This is a genomic window from Streptosporangium sp. NPDC048886, assembly GCF_055586905.1.
Map to the genome: position 1 here is coordinate 179,341 of NZ_JBVJHH010000017.1, position 15,970 is coordinate 195,310.

The following is a 15,970-nucleotide window of genomic DNA, read 5'->3' on the forward strand; positions in this document are numbered from 1 at the left end:
CCGCCGGTGGCCGCCGCCAGGCGTGCGTCCCGGCTCCGACCGGTGGGCGCTCGCCGTACGGGCCCGCCGGGCAGGCGCTCGCCGTCCGGGCGCTCGCCAGTCGCTCGTTAGGCGCTCGGCTGGGCGCTCGGCTGGGCCGAGAGCAGCAGGCGCCGGGCCTTTCCCCGGTAGCGGAGGACCTGGACCGCGCCCAGCGCCCAGATCGGATACTGCACGGCGAAGGCCCAGCGGAACGCCTCCAGGCCGGTCCCCCCGACCAGGTCGAGGGTGGCGCCGACCAGGGCGATCACCGACACGCTCGCGACGAAGCCGCCGCCGTTCACGATGCCGGTGGCCGCGCCGATCCGGGCGGCCGGGTTGAAGGTCCTGGCGTAGTCGAAGCCGATCATCGACCCCGGGCCGTTGGCCGCGAGCACCACCACGAGCACGACGAGCAGCCACAGCGGCGCGCGGCCGGGCCAGGCCAGCACGGCGGTCCACGCCGCGGCGGTGGTGCCGATCACGATGAGCACCATGCGGGAGCGGTGGAAGGGGAAGCGCCCAGCGAGATAGCCGAGCAGCGGTCCACAGGCCATGCCGCACAGGGTCAGCGTGGACAGCAGCACGCCCGCCGTGGCGGGGGCGAGGCCCTGCCCCTGGACCAGGAACGGGTAGCCCCACAGCAGCAGGAACGCGGCCGCCGAGCACTGGGTGGCCGCGTGGGTCCACATGCCCAGGCGGGTGCCGGGCTCGGCCCAGGCGGCCTTCAGGCTGGGGGGCTGTCCCGTCCGCTCCGGGCGGGAGTCGCGCAGTACCGTGAGCAGCAGCAGCACCGACAGCACGCCCAGGCCCGCGGCGCCCAGGAAGGTGGCCGTCCAGCCGTAGGTGTGCAGGGACTGGATCAGCGGCACCGCGGAGGCGATCGCGCCGAACTGCCCGATCAGTCCGGTGAGCTGGACCATCAACGGGTTGCGGCGGGCCGAGAAGTGGAGGTTGACCAGCCGGATCACGCTGATGAACGTCATGGCGTCGCCGCAGCCGATCAGCGCCCGGCCGGCGATCCCGGTGAGCAGCCCCTCCGACAGTGCGAAGACCAGCTCGCCGCAGGCCATCACGGCGGCTCCGGCGACGAGCATGCGCTTGGAACCGAGCCGGTCGACCAGGACTCCGACGGGCACCTGCATGGCCGCGTAGACCAGCAGCTGCAGCATGGCGAGGGTGGACAGCCCGGCCGCGCCGACACCGAGCCGCGCGGCGGCCTCGATGCTGGAGACGCCGAGGGACTGGCGGTGGAAGACCGCGATGACGTAGGCCAGCACACCGGTGGCCCAGAACAGCACTGCCGTGGACCGTGGTGTCATGAGGCCAATATTACTTTTAGGGATTTTTGAGAATTTATTGGGGTTCTCGCGATGGCCGGCGGCGGGGGTAGCGCATGAGCAGGCTGGCGTGGACGTCCTGGCCGCCGACCGCCGAGTAGACGTGCGGGACGTCTGAGCGCCAGGTGAGATGCTCGCCCGGTCCGGCCTGGAGGGGGGCGTCCCGCGGGCCGGCGCTCAGCACTCCGGCGAAGACCGTGATGTGCTCGGTGACGCCCTCGTGGTGGGCGGGGGAGACCTGCGTGGCCCCCGCCGGGATCGTCAGCCGGTAGAGCTCGTAGGTGACGGACTCGTCCTCGAAGACCTGGAGCAGCACGCCCTCCACGGCGGTGCCGTGAGGGACGGGGCCGCTCTCCCCCACGGCCAGCGCCAGCGGCACGCCGAGCTGGGCGGTGACCGCCCAGAGCGTGTCCAGCGTGGGATTGCGGGTGCCGTTCTCCAGGCCGGAGAGCGTGGCCTTGCCGATGCCCGCGCGCCGGGCCAGCTCAGAGAGCGATATGCCGCGCTCCTCACGCAACCTGCGGATCCGCTGGCCTACGCCCGGTGTTCTCGCTTCCTGGGCGGGATGGGGATTTTGTGCGCCGGACTCCATGAGGCTATCGTGCAGCACGGCTTTCGTTCCGTATACGGAACACCCTGAGGAGACACGATGAATCGCCTGCTGCAACCCATGCTGGCCGGTGTGGTGACCGCGCTGGTCGGCTTCGCCAGCTCCTTCGCCGTGGTGCTGGCCGGTCTCCGCGCGGTGGGCGCCGACGAGCGGCAGGCGGCCTCCGGACTGCTCGCGCTCTGCCTGGCCAACGGCGTGGTGTCGATCTGGCTGGGTCTGCGGCAGCGGGTGCCGATCACCATCGCCTGGTCCACTCCGGGGGCGGCGCTGCTGGTCGCGACCGGTGCCGTGGAGGGCGGCTTCCCCGCCGCGGTCGGCGCGTTCGTGGTCTCCGGCCTGCTCATCACCATCGCGGGGCTCTTCCCCCCGCTGGGGCGCTGGATCGCGGCCATCCCCGCCCCGATCGCCGGCGCCATGCTCGCCGGGGTCCTGCTCAACCTGTGCGTCGCGCCGGTCCGGGCCCTCGGCGTGGTGCCGTGGATGGCCGGTCCCGTGGTGCTGGTCTGGGCGTTGCTGAGCCGTTTCGCCCGCAAGTGGGCGATCCCGGGGGCGCTGCTGGCCGCCGTCGTGGCCATCGCGCTGACCGGGCCCGGCATGGGGGCGGTGGACCTGCGCCCGGTGGCCGAACCGACCGTCCCGTCCTGGAGCCTCGCGGCCATGGTCAGCATCGCGCTCCCGCTGTTCCTGGTCACCATGGCCTCCCAGAACGTGCCGGGCATGGCGGTCCTGGCCGGGTACGGCTACCGCCCCCCGCTGCGCGGCATCCTCGTCGCCACCGGCCTGGCCAGCACCCTGGGCGCGCCACTGGGCGGGCACGCGGTGAACCTGGCCGCCATCACCGCGGCGCTGGCCGCCGGCCCGGACGCCGACCCCGACCCGGGGCGCCGGTGGATCGCCTCGGTCACCGCCGGGGCCTCGATGATCGTCCTGGGGATCGGCTCCGGCCTGGCCACCGCGCTCGTCCTGCTCTCCCCGCCGGTGCTCATCGAGGCGGTCGCGGGCCTCGCCCTGATCGGCGCGCTCGCCTCGGCGGTAACCGCGGCGGTGGCGGATCCGGAGAGCCGGGAGGCGGCGGTGGTCACGTTCGTGGTGACCGCGTCGGGGCTGACCCTGCTGGGGGTGGGCGCGGCGTTCTGGGGGCTGGTGGCCGGCGGCCTCATGACGCTCCTGCAGCGCAGGAGAGCCCCGCGGCCCTCTCCTGCCCCGGAGCGGCCCGAGGAGGGGCCGTGGGAGTCCCGGCCGGCGGCGGACGTTCCCGGGCAGGCGGCGAGCGCTCCCGAGGAGCTCGGCAGGCGGTGAGCGTCCGCCCCCGCGGACACAGACCTCCGCCGGTACGGCATGCATAGCCGCACCGGCGGAGGGGTCGGGGGAGAAGCGGGTGAGAGGCTACCGGCCGTCTCCCGGACGGCCGTGGCGACCGGCGACGAGCTGGTCGGTGCTGTGCTGACGGGGCACCTCGATCCTCGGGTGGGGCGCCGTCGTCTCGCCGCGGTCGTCGACGCCGTCACGGTCGCGGTCGACCGGCGGGTGCGCCGCGGTCTGGTCCCGGTCGTCGACGCCGTCGCGGTCGCGGTCGACCGCGGGGGCCGCGGCGGTCGCCGGAGTCTCCTCCAGCTTGCGCTCCAGCTCGCGCTTCTCCTCCTCCAGGCGGGCGACGCGGTCACGCGCCTCCATCCGGGAGGTGCGGATCTTGCGCCGGTGGGTGGCGGAGCGGCGCATCCCACTGAACATCATCGCCAGGCCGAGCAGGAACAGCGCCCCGGTGGCGGCGCCGGCGAAGAAGAACTCCAGCTGGGAGAGCTGGACCGTCTGGTCGAAGACCGTGAACGATGCGGGGGTTGTGGCTGTGGCGGCCTCATCCCAGGAGACCGCGACCACAGCCGCGCCCGCGAGTACGATCAGGAGGAGTCCCAGCACTATCATGTGACCTCATCTCGGGCTGCGTCTGTTGTGATGTGTGCTGCTGCCCCGCGAGCGCAGGATTATTCGCCGGGCGCGGGCGGTTGCCAGGGAACGTGACGGACATCGACGTTGTGGTCATCGGGGCCGGCCAGGCCGGACTGTCCAGCGCCTACTTCCTGAGCAGGGCCGGGATCGACTCCGTGGTCCTCGACCGCTCCCCGCGTCCCGGCGGCGCGTGGCAGTTCCGCTGGCCGTCCCTGACCCTCGGCGCGGCGCACCGGGTGCACGATCTCCCCGGCCTGCCGATGGGCGTGGTCGACATGACCCGGCCCTCGTCGGAGGTCGTTTCCGAATACTTCGCCGCCTACGAGCGGACCTTCGGCCTGCCGGTGCGCCGTCCGGTGACGGTGCGGGCGGTCCGGGAGGGGCTGGACGGGCGGCTGCTGGTGGAGACCTCGGCCGGCGACTGGTCCCCCCGGGCACTGATCAACGCCACCGGCACCTGGGAGCGTCCCTTCTGGCCGCGTTACCCGGGTCAGGAGACGTTCCTCGGGCGGCAGCTCCACACCGCCGACTACGTCACCCGGGACGAGTTCGCCGGCCGGCACGTGGTGGTGGTCGGCGCGGGCGCCTCGGCCGTCCAGCTCCTGATGGAGATCGCCGAGATCACCACGACCACCTGGGTGACCCGCCGTCCTCCCGTCTTCCGGGAGGGGCCGTTCGACGAGGAGGCCGGCCGGGCGGCCGTCGCCCGGGTCGACGCCCGCGTCCGCGCCGGGCTCCCGCCGGGCAGCGTGGTCGGGGCCACCGGCTATCCGGTGACGCCCCAGGTCAGGGCGGCCAGGGCGGCCGGGGTGCTGGACCGCCTGCCGATGTTCGACCGGATCGTCCCCGACGGGGTGAGGTGGGACGCGGCGCCCGCCGGGCACGGCCGGCTGGTCAGGGCCGAGGTGATCCTGTGGGCCACCGGCTTCCGGCCGGTCGTCGGCCACCTGGCCCCGCTCCACCTGCGCGAGCCGGGCGGCGGCATCCGGGTCGAGGACACCCGGGCCGTCCTCGACCCCCGCGTCCACCTGGTCGGCTACGGCCCCTCCGCCAGCACCGTCGGGGCCAACCGCGCCGGCCGTACCGCCGTCCGGCACATCCGCCGGCTCCTCGGGGCGCCGATGGCGGCCTGAGGTCCTTCCGGCCGCCGGTCCCCTCCGGCGCGGGATGTCGTCCCCGCGCCGGAGCGGAGCCGGATCAGGTGGATGCGGCGGTGGCGAGGCGGGTGGAGAGGGCGCGGATGCGGCGGTGGCGAGGCGGGTGGAGAGGGCGCGGATGCGGTCGACGAGCTCGGGCGGCTCGTGCACCTCGAAGTCGATGTCCATCAGCGCGACCCAGAGGGCGAGCTCGTCGAGGTCGTTCGCGCCGCTGGACAACGTGCAGGACCGCTCGTCGATCGGCTCGACCGTCCCCATCGTGGCCGACATGTGCGCGGCGACCACCTCGGCCGGAGCGTGCATCGTGAAGCGGCCCCGATACCGATAGGGCGCGATGGAGATCGACCGGGACATGTAGGCCACCAGGTCGGAGTCGGGCGGGTCGCGGGGGACGAAGCGCGGTCCGTTCGGCGTCCGCAGGCCCAGGCGGTCGACCCGGTAGGTGCGCCAGCCGGCCCGGTCGGTGTCCCAGCCCAGCAGGTACCAGTGCCGCCCCGAATGGATGAGCCGGTAGGGCTCGGCGGCGCGGACGCTCTCCTGGCCGTCGTGCGTCCGGTAGTCGAACCGCAGGGTCTCGTGGTCGCGGCAGGCGGCCGCGATCGCGGTCAGGGACGCCGGGTCCACCGCCGAACCCGCCCGTCCCATCGGCACGGTCATCGACCGCAGCGCGTGCACGCGCTGCCGGAGCCGGGACGGCAGCACCCGCTCCAGCTTGGCCAGCGCCCGCACGGAGGTCTCCTCGATCCCCGACACCGAGCCCCCGGCCGCCGTCCGCAGCCCCACCGCGACCGCCACCGCCTCGTCGTCGTCCAACAGCAGCGGTGGCAGGTCAGCGCCCGCGCCGAGCCGGTAGCCGGGCGCGCCCGCGGTGGCGTGCACGGGATAGCCGAGCTCGCGCAGCCGCCCGACGTCACGGCGGACGGTCCGTGCGGTCACGCCGAGCCGCTCCGCCAGTTCCACCCCCGACCACTCCCCGCGGGTCTGCAGGAGCGAGAGCAGTCTGAGCAACCGGGCCGATGTCTCCAACATGTTCTCCAGATTGCCCTCCTCCTAGGACCGGCCCTGTCCTAACCCGTCCCTAGCGTGTTCTCCATGACGTTCACCACGGAGATCACTCCGTTCCGCATCGACATCCCGCAGTCCGCGCTCGACGACCTGCACGACCGGCTGGCGCGCACCCGCTGGCCCGACGAGCTGCCCGGCGTCGGCTGGTCGTACGGCATCCCGGTCTCGTACGTGCGGCGGCTGGCCGACTACTGGCGTAGCGGCTACGACTGGCGGAAGCAAGAGGCGGCGCTCAACGACCACCCGCAGTTCACCACCGAGATCGACGGCCAGAACATCCACTTCCTGCACGTGCGGTCCCCCGAGCCGGACGCGCTGCCGCTGGTCCTCACCCACGGGTGGCCCGGTTCGATCGTCGAGTTCATGAAGGTCATCGGCCCGCTCACCGATCCCCGCGCCCATGGCGGCGACCCCGCCGACGCCTTCCACGTCGTCGCCCCCTCCATCCCCGGCTTCGGTTTCTCCGGTCCCACCCGCGAGAGCGGCTGGGACCTGCGCCGGGTCGCCCGCGCGTGGGCCGAGCTGATGAGCCGCCTCGGCTATGAGCGCTACGGCGCCCAGGGCGGCGACAGCGGCTCGGTCATCTCCCCCGAGCTGGGCCGCGTCGCCCCCGACAGGGTGGTCGGCGTGCACGTCAACGGCGCGCTCGGCTTCCCGACCTTCGACCCGGCCGAGATGGAGGGCCTCACCGAGACCGAGCAGGCCCGCCTGCGGATCTACTCCGACGACGACCGCTCCGGCTACGCGATCATCCAGACCACCCGGCCGCAGACCGTCGCCTTCGGCCTGCACGACTCCCCCGCCGCCCAGCTGGCCTGGATCGTGGAGAAGTTCAAGGAGTGGACCGACCCCGCGCACGACCTGCCCGAGGACGCGGTCGACCGGGACCAGATGCTCACCGACGTGACGGTCTACTGGCTGACCCGCACCGCCGCCTCGTCCGCCCGGCTCTACAAGGAGGGCTCGGCACAGTGGGGGGTGCCGGTCGAGCGCTCGGAGGTCCCGCACGGGGTCGCGGTCTTCCCCGGCGACGGCGGGATCCGCCGGGTCGCCGAACGCGAGCACAACGTGATCCACTGGTCGGAGTTCGACCGGGGCGGCCACTTCGCCGCCATGGAGGCCCCCGACCTGCTGACCGACGACATCCGGGCGTTCTTCCGGAAGGTCCGCTGACCCCGGCCGCGGCCCGACGACCACTGACCCGAGCCAGGACTAATCGTCCGACCCAATCCAGGACTTACTCGTCTAGTGTTGACGGGCATGGACCGCACCCGTCTGTACCGCAATGGAGTCCTGAAAGCCGAAGGCTTCTCCGTTGACGACGTGTCCGATCACCTCGCAGACCCTTCCGCGGTGGTGTGGTTCGACCTGTGCTCGCCCTCGTCGGCGGACCTGGACAAGATCAGCGAGGAGCTCGGCCTGCACCGGCTGGCCGTCGAGGACGCCCTCCACAGCCAGCAGCGTCCCAAGCTGGACACCTACGACAGCCACCTGTTCCTGACCGTCTACGGCGCCAAGCTGGTGAACAAACGTCTCGAACTCATCGAGATATCGATCTTCGTCACCAAGCACGCCCTGGTCACCGTCAGGGAGAACCCTCACTTCGACATCGACGAGGTGATCAGGCGCTGGGACGCCAACACCGAGATGGCCAAGTACGGCGTGCCGTATCTGCTGCACGGCCTGCTCGACTACGTGGTGGACGGATACTTCGAGGTGCTGCAGGCGCTCGACGACCGGGTCGAGGCGCTGGAGGACGACCTCTTCGAGGAGGACGCCGGCGACCGGGTCCACATCCAGCGCCAGACCTTCGAGATGCGCAAGAAGCTGGTGCGGTTCCGGCGGCTGGCGGTGCCGGTGCGCGAGGTCGTCGGCAGCCTGCTCCGCAGGAGCGTGGACATGCTGGACCCCGCGCTGGACCCCTACTACCAGGACGTCTACGACCACGCCCTGCGGGCGGCCGAGTGGACCGACTCGCTGCGGGAGCTGGTGGGCAACATCCGGGAGGCCCACATCAACCAGCAGGGCTTCAAGCTCAACGACATCATGAAGCGGATCACCAGTTGGGCGGCCATCATCGCGGTGCCCACGATGATCACCGGGTATTACGGCCAGAACGTGCCCTATCCCGGCTTCGGCCAGTCGCTCGGCTTCTGGATCTCCACCGTCGCCATCCTCGTGGCCTCGTCCATCCTCTACCTGATCTTCAAGAAGAGGGGCTGGCTCTAGGGCCGGCCCCCCGGGCGCCACGCAGATGCACCCTGACGTTCCGTGTCAACCAACTCCATTGCGGGCATCGGTCATGTTTCGGCCGGTAATCCTTTATGGAGGCATGGGTGGGCATGCGGGGGATGGTCACCGCCGTTCTGGGCGCCGCGGTGATGTTCTCGTTGGGGGCGCAGGGAGACGGTCAGGCGAGAGCCGCTCTGGAGAGCCGGGCGAGAGCCGCCCCGCTCGACAACCCGCACGGCACCCTGCCGGGCCTGGCCCCGCTCAGGTCGGCGCGCGACAGGGGCATGGCGGTCAGGCTCATCAAGAAGCTGCGGACCAGGGGGATGGGGCCCAGGACGGGCTACACGCGGGCCCGGTTCGGCGACAACTGGGCGGACACGGCCAGAGGCGTGCCGTACGCCCGCAACGGCTGCGGCACCCGCAACGACCTGCTCGCCCGGGACGGCGAGGACGTGAGATACCGCCGGGGCTCGGACTGCGTCGTCGTCGCGATGAGACTGCGCGACCCCTACACCGGCCGGACGATCCGGTGGCGCAAGGAGCGGGCGGACCAGGTCCAGGTCGACCACGTGATCCCGCTGTTCTACGAATGGCGGATGGGCGCCTCCCGCTGGCCGATGGCCAAGCGGATGCGGATCGCCAACGACCCGCTCAACCTGATCCCCGTGTACGGCGGCGCCAACCAGGCCAAGGGCGGCTCGGGCCCGGCCTCGTGGCTCCCGCCGGCGCGCCGGATCCGCTGCGCCTACGTCGTGCGCTTCGCCCAGGTCGCCCTGAAGTACGGCCTGCCGGTCACCCGGGCCGACAAGGCCGTCATGCTCGCCCAGTGCCGTTAGGCCGTCTCCGGGCCCGCCTCTCGCGCCGGGCCGTCGTCCGCGCCGGGCCGCCTCCCGGGGTGGCGTCTCTCAGAAGCGGCCCAGCAGCGCCTGCTTGGCGACGGTGAACTCCTCCTCGGTGAGCACGCCGTCCCGGCGGAGGTCGCCGAGCTCGCGCAGGCGGCGCAGGAGCGCGTCCGGGTCGTCGCCGCCGGGGGCGGGCGCGGGCGGCGCCGGGGCTTCGAGAGCGGGCGGCGGCTCCGGAGGGGCCGAGGGGTGCGGCAGCCGGGCGAGGACGGCGGCGACGAACAGCGCGGCCGTCCGGGTCTCCTTGTCCATGCCCCACAGCACGAGGCAGTGCGGGTCGTGCTTGGGGGCCAGCCTGTGCGCCGTGCCCCGGAGGTTGAAGCGCAGGTGCCCGTTCTCCAGCCCGGCGGCCGGGATCCAGTCCACGCCGTCCAGGTCCTTCAGCGGCAGGCGCTGGGGGCCGGCCGACTTCTTCACCCCCTCGACCGCCCAGTTCCACTCCAGGCGGATCGACTCGCCGTCGAACGTCGCGGTGCCGTCGCCCCCGGACACCGTCAGCGGCAGCCCGGGGCCGGGCATCAGATAGCGGTCGCTGGGCCCGTCGGGCACCTGATCGATCACCAGGGCGTTGCGCACCTCGTCGACGAAGTATCCGGCGACGCCCGTGCGGTCGGCGTCGACGGCCAGCTGGTAGGGGTCGGCAGCGTCGGAGATCCGTCCCCGCGCGGCCTGGGTGAACGGGTCCGCGCCCTCCCGTAGCCGCAGCCGCAGCCGCCCGCCCTTCTTGCCGGGCTCGTAGGCGATGCCGGCCACCGCCGCCAGCGGGACCGCCACCTCGCCCAGGAGCTGCCGCAGCTTGTTCACGCCCCGGTCACGACCGGGCACGATCCGTAGGATCTCGCCGTCGAACGTCCATGTCCCGTCCCGTCCCATGACCTCCGCCATAGCGGGATCCTACGGTGATCGCCGCCGGCGGCGGAGGGGCCGGTGCCGTGGGGGGCCGGCGGTATGACATGGCACAGCCCGGTCCGGCCCGGTTTCCGGTCGCTCCCGCAGGTCTTCTATCCTTCGAAACCCACCCGCGATCGGCAGGCGAAGGAATCCCCGTGAGCTTTTCGGCCCTGAACCTCGATGAGCTGACCGCGCAGCGTGAGCGCGCCCTGCGCGACTACGAAGCGCTCGTCCAGCGAGGACTCTCCCTCGACCTCACCCGGGGCAAGCCGTCGGGGCGGCAGCTCGACCTGGCCTCCGCCCTCCTGACCCGGCCCGGCGGCCACACGGCCGCCGACGGGACCGACTGCCGCAACTACGGGGGGCTGCAGGGCCTGCCCGAGCTCCGGGAGATCTTCAGCGGCCTGCTGCAGGTGCCCGCCGGCCAGCTGATCGCGGCGGGCAACTCCAGTCTCTCGCTGATGCACGACTCCATCGTCCACGCGCTGCTCAGCGGGGTCCCGGGCGGCGAGGGCCGCTGGGTGGACGCGCCGCGGACCGCGTTCCTGTGCCCGGTCCCCGGATACGACCGCCACTTCGCCCTGTGCGAGCGCTTCGGCATCGAGCTCATCCCCGTGCCGATGACCGCCGAAGGCCCCGACATGGACGTCGTCGAGCGGCTCGTGCTCGAAGACCCCCAGATCAAGGGGATCTGGTCCGTGCCGAAATACAGCAACCCCAGTGGCGTCTCCTACAGCGACGAGACGGTGCGGCGCCTGGCGGCCATGCCCACCGCCGCACCGGACTTCCGGATCTTCTGGGACAACGCCTACGCCGTGCACCACCTCACCGACACCCCGGTGGAGATCGCCGACCTGCTGGTGCTGTGCGCCGAGAGCGGCAACCCCGACCGCGCCTTCGTCTACGGCTCCACCTCGAAGATCACTTTCAGCGGCGGCGGCGTCGCCTTCTTCGGCTCGTCCCCGGCCAACGTGGCCTGGCTGCTCGGGCACATGGCCAAGGGGACCATCGGCCCCGACAAGATCAACCAGCTCCGCCACGCGGAGTTCCTCCGCGACGAGGACGGCGTCCTGGAGCACATGCGCCGCCACCGCGAGCTGATCCGGCCGAAGTTCGACGCGGTGGACCTGATCCTCGCCAAGGAGCTGGGCGGCACCGGCCTGGCGTCCTGGTCCAACCCCGAGGGGGGTTACTTCATCGGCCTCGACGTGCTGGAGGGCTGCGCGCGGGAGGTGGTGCGCCGGGCGGCCGGCGCGGGCATCGCGCTGACCCCGGCGGGCGCCACCCACCCCTACGGCGACGACCCCCGCGACAGCACCATCCGCATCGCGCCCACCTACCCGGAGCTGGAGGAGGTGGAACTGGCCATCACCGGCCTGACCATCTGCGTGCGCCTCGTCGGGACCGAGAAGCTGCTGGAGCAGGCCCGGTAGCCGTGGGCGAGGGGCCACCGGCCCAATCGATCCGCCGGGATTTGGCCCTGTAAGCCCGGCCGGCCCGCTCCTTATGGTGTGAACCGCACAGCGCGCACGGCGGGCGAGGAGATGGACGTGGCGACCGGCCTCCGCATCACCCAGCTCATCGGTGATGACCAAGGAGGCCCATCGTGTCCAGCAGGATCCTCCCACCCTCCGGGCCGCCCCGGGTTCTCGCGCTGGCGCAGCTGGCCAACGCCTTCGGTGACGGCGCCTACTACGTGTGCTCGGCGCTGTATTTCACCCGGATCGTGGGGCTCACCCCGACCCAGGTCGGTTCCGGGCTGACCCTCGGCTGGGCCCTGGGGTTCCTGGCGGGGGTCCCGCTCGGGCACCTCGCCGACCGGCGGGGGGCCCGGGGCACGGCGGCGCTACTGGCCGTCGCGACCGGCGCCGCGGTCGGCTCGTTGCTGTTCGTCCGGTCCTTCCCCCTGTTCGTCCTGGCCGCCTGCCTCTACACCTGCTGCCAGTGCGGCCTCGGGGCCGCCCGGCAGGCGCTGCTGGCCGGGCTGGTGGAGCGGGCCGAGCGGACCGGGGTCAGGGCCCACCTTCAGGCGACGGTGAACGCCGGGCTGGCGGTCGGCGCGGCGCTCGGCGGGGTGGCCCTGCACCTCGACACCCGGCAGGGGTATCTGATGGTCTTCGCGATGGACGCCCTGAGCTTCCTGGTCTCCGCCCTGGTGCTGCTCCGGCTGCCCGCCGTGCCGCCCTCGCCGCCCGCCCCCGCCGGGGAGCCGGCGCTGGCGGTGCTCCGCGACCGGCCCTACGCGCTGATCGCACTCCTCAACATGATCATGTTGCTGTACATGCCCCTCCTCAGCCTGGTGATCCCCCTGTGGATCGTGCAGCGGACCCAGGCGCCGAGCTGGACGGTCTCGGCGCTGCTGGTGCTCAACACGCTGAGCGTGGTGCTCCTGCAGGTGAGGGTGGCCCGCCGGGTGAGCGGCCTGGACACCGCCTCCCGGTCGGTACGGCACGCCGGCCTGGTGATGCTCGCCTCGTGCGCGGCGTTCGCGCTGTCGGCGGCCGGCCCCTCGGCGTGGGCCGCCGGCGCCGCCCTGCTCGTGGCCGCCTGCCTGCAGGTGCTCGGCGAGATGATGCACGCCGCCGGCGCCTGGGAGATCGGCTTCGACCTGGCCCCGCCCGACAGGCAGGGCCAGTACCAGGGCTTCTTCGGCGCGGGCACGGCGGTCGCGCGGATGCTCGGCCCCCTGCTGCTGACCACCCTGATCGTCACCTGGGGCCCGCCGGGCTGGTTCCTGCTGGGCGGCCTGTTCCTGCTGGCCGGCTCCGCGATGGGGCCGGCCGTACGCTGGGCGCGACGCACCCGGGCGGCGGCCTCCACGGCCGGCCCCCGCCAGCCGGTGCCCTCCCCCTGACTCCGAGGGGGCCCACCGCCGCGCCTCGCGTTGAGCCGGGCCGTACGGCTGCCGCGTAGAGCCTGCTTTACCTGCGGATTTGCGTCCCGTCACGCTCCCGGCGCGGTGCGGCGGCCGGTGGCGCCCGGACCTTGACGGCCGATCAGATTTCGGGTAGTCCGGAACTGTGGCCCGATCCGTTCCGGATCCGTGGTCCCGTCAGCCGGAGGGCCGGACGTGAGAGGCGTCGTTCTCGGGCGGGCGGAGTGGAGGTGCCTATGGCGACCTATGAATACCTTTGCCGAGAGTGCGGCCGGTTCGACGTCCAGCTGCCGATAGGGACCGCACCGGCATCTCGTGACTGCTCCGCGTGCGGACGCGGTGCCCGGCGCGTCTTCTCCCCACCGGGTCTGTCCCGGGTTCATCCGGCGCTGTCGGCCGCGCTCGACCTGGACGAGCGGAGCCGGGAGGCACCCGAGGTCGTCTCAAGCATCCCCCGCAGACGCCCGCCACGCCCGCCGCATCCGGCACTGGCACGCCTGCCACGGCCGTAAGCGGCGGATACGGCACAACACATCCACATACGTCCCTCCGCGACGCCTGACCCGGCGAAGGCCGGCGTCCAGACGCCTCCACGGCTGACACGGCCCTGGGCGCGGCCGTGCCGCCGCACGGCGTAGGTGGATCACCTCGCCCACCTGAATATCCCATCACCGGCACTAGGGGGTGTCACGGTTGGGAGCGGTTGGACTGCTCTACGTCGGCGCGGTGCTCTTCATCAACGGGCTGATGCTGCTGGGGAAGGTCGAGCCGCGGGCGACGGCCATCCTCAACCTCTTCGTCGGCGCGCTACAGGTGATCACGCCCACCGTGTTGATCATCATGTCCCGCGGCGACACGGACGTGATTCTCGGCGCGTCGGGGATCTTCCTGTTCGGGTTCACCTATCTCTATGTGGGGATCGGCCTGCTCGGAGGGTTCGACACCACCGGGATCGGCTACTTCTCGCTGTTCGTGGCCATCATGGCGCTCGGCTACTCGTTCGCGAACTTCCGGATTCTCAACGACAGGCCGTTCGGCGTCATCTGGCTCTACTGGTCGTTCCTGTGGCTGCTCTTCTTCCTGCTGCTGGGGCTGAAACACGATCACCTCACCACCTACACGGGCTGGGTGACGGCGATCCAGGGATGGGTCACGGCGGCCATTCCGTCGTTCCTCATCCTCACCCGCTACTGGCAGCGCTGGGACCAGAACGTCCTCGCGATCGTCCTGGTCGTGTTCGGCGTGGTGGTGTTCGGCGCGCTGTGGCCGCTGACGAGGAAGAGAGGCGCGCTCTCCAGCCGGGCCGGACCCGCCGGCGGGGAGACGATCCCGGCGCACTAGCCCGCCCGCGAGCCGTTCCCGGTGGTCCGGCGGGGGCCGGCACCGGTGAGGAGGTGATGTGACCTGGCAGCTACCCGGATCACCGCGTACCGAATTCAGGAGGAGGACTCGTCATGCCAAAAGTCGTGTTCAGTGTGGACCAGTCAAAGTCGATGCGTGACCAGGATGTACCGGGTCACAACCGATGGCACCCGGACATACCTGTGGTCGCCATGGTGAAGCCCGGGGACGAGTTCCGGGTCGAATGCCGGGAATGGACCGACGCGCAACTGCACAACGACGACTCGGCCAACGACGTGCGGGACGTCGACCTCACCCTCGCGCACATGCTGAGCGGCCCCATCGGGGTCGAGGGGGCGGAGCCGGGTGACCTCCTGGTGGTCGACATCCTCGACCTCGGTCCGGTGCCGCAGCAGGTCGGCGACGCGCCGGGGCAGGGCTGGGGCTACACCGGCGTGTTCGCCAAGGTGAACGGCGGCGGATTCCTGACCGACTACTTCCCGGACGCCTACAAGGCGATCTGGGATTTCCACGGGATATACGCGACATCCCGTCATCTGCCCGGCGTCCGATACGCCGGCATCACCCACCCGGGGCTGTTCGGCACGGCGCCGTCGGCGGAGCTGCTGGCGAGCTGGAACCAGCGGGAGCAGGCCCTCATCGACACCGATCCCAACCGGGTCCCCGCCCTGGGCCTGCCGCCGCTGCGCGACAACACCCTCGCGGGGACGGCGACCGGCGAGGTGGCCGACCGGATCGCCCGTGAGGGCGCCCGCACCGTTCCCGCCCGGGAGAACGGCGGCAACCACGACATCAAGAACTTCACGCGCGGGGCGCGCGTCTTCTACCCCGTCCATGTGAAGGACGCCAAGCTCTCGGGCGGGGACCTGCACTTCAGCCAGGGCGACGGTGAGATCACCTTCTGCGGGGCGATCGAGATGGGAGGCTTCATCGACTTCCACGTGGATCTCATCAAGGGCGGCATGGAGAAGTACGGCGTCAGCACGAACCCGATCTTCATGCCCGGCAACGTCGAGCCGCGTTACTCGGAGTTCATGTCGTTCATCGGCATCTCGGTCGACCACGACACCAACACGAACTACTACCTCGACGCGACGGTGGCCTACCGCCGGGCCTGCCTCAACGCCATCGAATACCTCAAGAGGTGGGGCTACACGGGCGAGCAGGCGTATCTGCTCCTCGGCTCGGCGCCCATCGAGGGCCGGATCAGCGGCATCGTCGACATTCCCAACGCCTGCTGCTCGCTCTACCTGCCCACGGAGATCTTCGACTTCGACGTGCGGCCGAATCCCGAGGGACCCGTCAAGCAGGACAGGGGGCAGTGTGCTGTGACGTCCTGACCGGCGGACCGGGGCGGGCGCGGCTCCCACGGAGAACGCGGCCGCCCCGGGACCGGGACCCCTGACCCCTTCACCGCCGCGACACGCCGTCCGGGGCCCACGGGCCTGCCTCCCCGGGGAGGCAGGCCCTCCGGTTGCCCACGGGCAAGATGGGCGCGGACGTCCTCCGGTCCGAGGTCGAGGCGGTTCACCCCATCAGAGGTCGGAGCGGTTGACCTCAGGTTAAGTTGA

The 15,970-nt window shown here is 71.9% G+C and carries 14 protein-coding genes and 1 pseudogene; 10 read left to right on the plus strand and 5 right to left on the minus strand.

Going from position 1 to position 15,970, the window contains the following annotated elements:
- Positions 1-107: 107 nt before the first annotated feature.
- A complete protein-coding gene (locus tag ACZ6R6_RS22575; protein ID WP_470096195.1) occupies positions 108-1,340 on the minus strand; it encodes an MFS transporter in 1,233 nt (410 codons plus the stop codon).
- A gap of 34 nt (positions 1,341-1,374) precedes the next feature.
- Positions 1,375-1,968, minus strand: a complete 594-nt coding sequence (locus tag ACZ6R6_RS22580; protein WP_470096197.1) for a helix-turn-helix domain-containing protein — start codon at positions 1,966-1,968, stop codon at positions 1,375-1,377.
- A gap of 39 nt (positions 1,969-2,007) precedes the next feature.
- Here ACZ6R6_RS22580 and ACZ6R6_RS22585 point away from each other — a divergent pair, with 39 nt between their 5' ends.
- Positions 2,008-3,267, plus strand: a complete 1,260-nt coding sequence (locus tag ACZ6R6_RS22585; protein WP_470096199.1) for a benzoate/H(+) symporter BenE family transporter — start codon at positions 2,008-2,010, stop codon at positions 3,265-3,267.
- Between the two features lie 87 nt (positions 3,268-3,354).
- On the opposite strand, the gene ACZ6R6_RS22590 is transcribed toward ACZ6R6_RS22585, so the two are convergent.
- On the minus strand, positions 3,355-3,891 hold the full coding sequence (locus ACZ6R6_RS22590) for a hypothetical protein (protein WP_470096201.1): 537 nt from the start codon (positions 3,889-3,891) through the stop codon (positions 3,355-3,357).
- 101 nt (positions 3,892-3,992) lie between these two features.
- On the opposite strand from ACZ6R6_RS22590, the gene ACZ6R6_RS22595 reads away from it, so the two are divergent.
- On the plus strand, positions 3,993-5,048 hold the full coding sequence (locus tag ACZ6R6_RS22595; protein ID WP_470096229.1) for an FAD-dependent oxidoreductase: 1,056 nt from the start codon (positions 3,993-3,995) through the stop codon (positions 5,046-5,048).
- Between the two features lie 87 nt (positions 5,049-5,135).
- Here the strand turns inward: ACZ6R6_RS22595 and ACZ6R6_RS22600 are convergent.
- Positions 5,136-6,101 (minus strand): annotated as a pseudogene (locus ACZ6R6_RS22600) (helix-turn-helix transcriptional regulator); the annotation flags it as partial.
- Positions 6,102-6,164: 63 nt separating this feature from the next.
- On the opposite strand from ACZ6R6_RS22600, the gene ACZ6R6_RS22605 reads away from it, so the two are divergent.
- The 3 genes from ACZ6R6_RS22605 (at position 6,165) to ACZ6R6_RS22615 (ending at position 9,205) form a co-directional block, all read left to right on the plus strand.
- On the plus strand, positions 6,165-7,310 hold the full coding sequence (locus ACZ6R6_RS22605; RefSeq protein WP_470096203.1) for an epoxide hydrolase family protein: 1,146 nt from the start codon (positions 6,165-6,167) through the stop codon (positions 7,308-7,310).
- An 87-nt stretch (positions 7,311-7,397) separates the two neighbouring features.
- Positions 7,398-8,366, plus strand: coding sequence for a magnesium transporter CorA family protein (locus tag ACZ6R6_RS22610; protein WP_470096205.1), 969 nt, complete (start codon positions 7,398-7,400; stop codon positions 8,364-8,366).
- Positions 8,367-8,479: 113 nt separating this feature from the next.
- Positions 8,480-9,205, plus strand: coding sequence for an HNH endonuclease family protein (locus ACZ6R6_RS22615; RefSeq protein WP_470096231.1), 726 nt, complete (start codon positions 8,480-8,482; stop codon positions 9,203-9,205).
- 69 nt (positions 9,206-9,274) lie between these two features.
- Here the strand turns inward: ACZ6R6_RS22615 and ACZ6R6_RS22620 are convergent, their stop codons facing one another.
- Positions 9,275-10,156 carry a DUF4429 domain-containing protein gene (locus ACZ6R6_RS22620; protein WP_470096207.1) on the minus strand — a complete coding sequence of 294 codons (882 nt, stop codon included), beginning with the start codon at positions 10,154-10,156 and terminating at the stop codon, positions 9,275-9,277.
- Between the two features lie 161 nt (positions 10,157-10,317).
- Here ACZ6R6_RS22620 and ACZ6R6_RS22625 point away from each other — a divergent pair, with 161 nt between their 5' ends.
- The 5 genes from ACZ6R6_RS22625 (at position 10,318) to fmdA (ending at position 15,739) form a co-directional block, all read left to right on the plus strand.
- On the plus strand, positions 10,318-11,595 hold the full coding sequence (locus ACZ6R6_RS22625; RefSeq protein WP_470096209.1) for an aspartate aminotransferase type Ic: 1,278 nt from the start codon (positions 10,318-10,320) through the stop codon (positions 11,593-11,595).
- Positions 11,596-11,768: 173 nt separating this feature from the next.
- On the plus strand, positions 11,769-13,016 hold the full coding sequence (locus tag ACZ6R6_RS22630; protein WP_470096211.1) for an MFS transporter: 1,248 nt from the start codon (positions 11,769-11,771) through the stop codon (positions 13,014-13,016).
- A 257-nt stretch (positions 13,017-13,273) separates the two neighbouring features.
- Positions 13,274-13,549 carry an FmdB family zinc ribbon protein gene (locus ACZ6R6_RS22635; protein ID WP_470096213.1) on the plus strand — a complete coding sequence of 92 codons (276 nt, stop codon included), beginning with the start codon at positions 13,274-13,276 and terminating at the stop codon, positions 13,547-13,549.
- A gap of 172 nt (positions 13,550-13,721) precedes the next feature.
- A complete protein-coding gene (locus ACZ6R6_RS22640; protein WP_470096215.1) occupies positions 13,722-14,378 on the plus strand; it encodes an AmiS/UreI family transporter in 657 nt (218 codons plus the stop codon).
- A gap of 113 nt (positions 14,379-14,491) precedes the next feature.
- Entirely contained in the window at positions 14,492-15,739 is a 1,248-nt protein-coding gene (gene fmdA, locus ACZ6R6_RS22645) for a formamidase (protein WP_470096217.1), read from the plus strand.
- Positions 15,740-15,970: the final 231 nt, after the last annotated feature.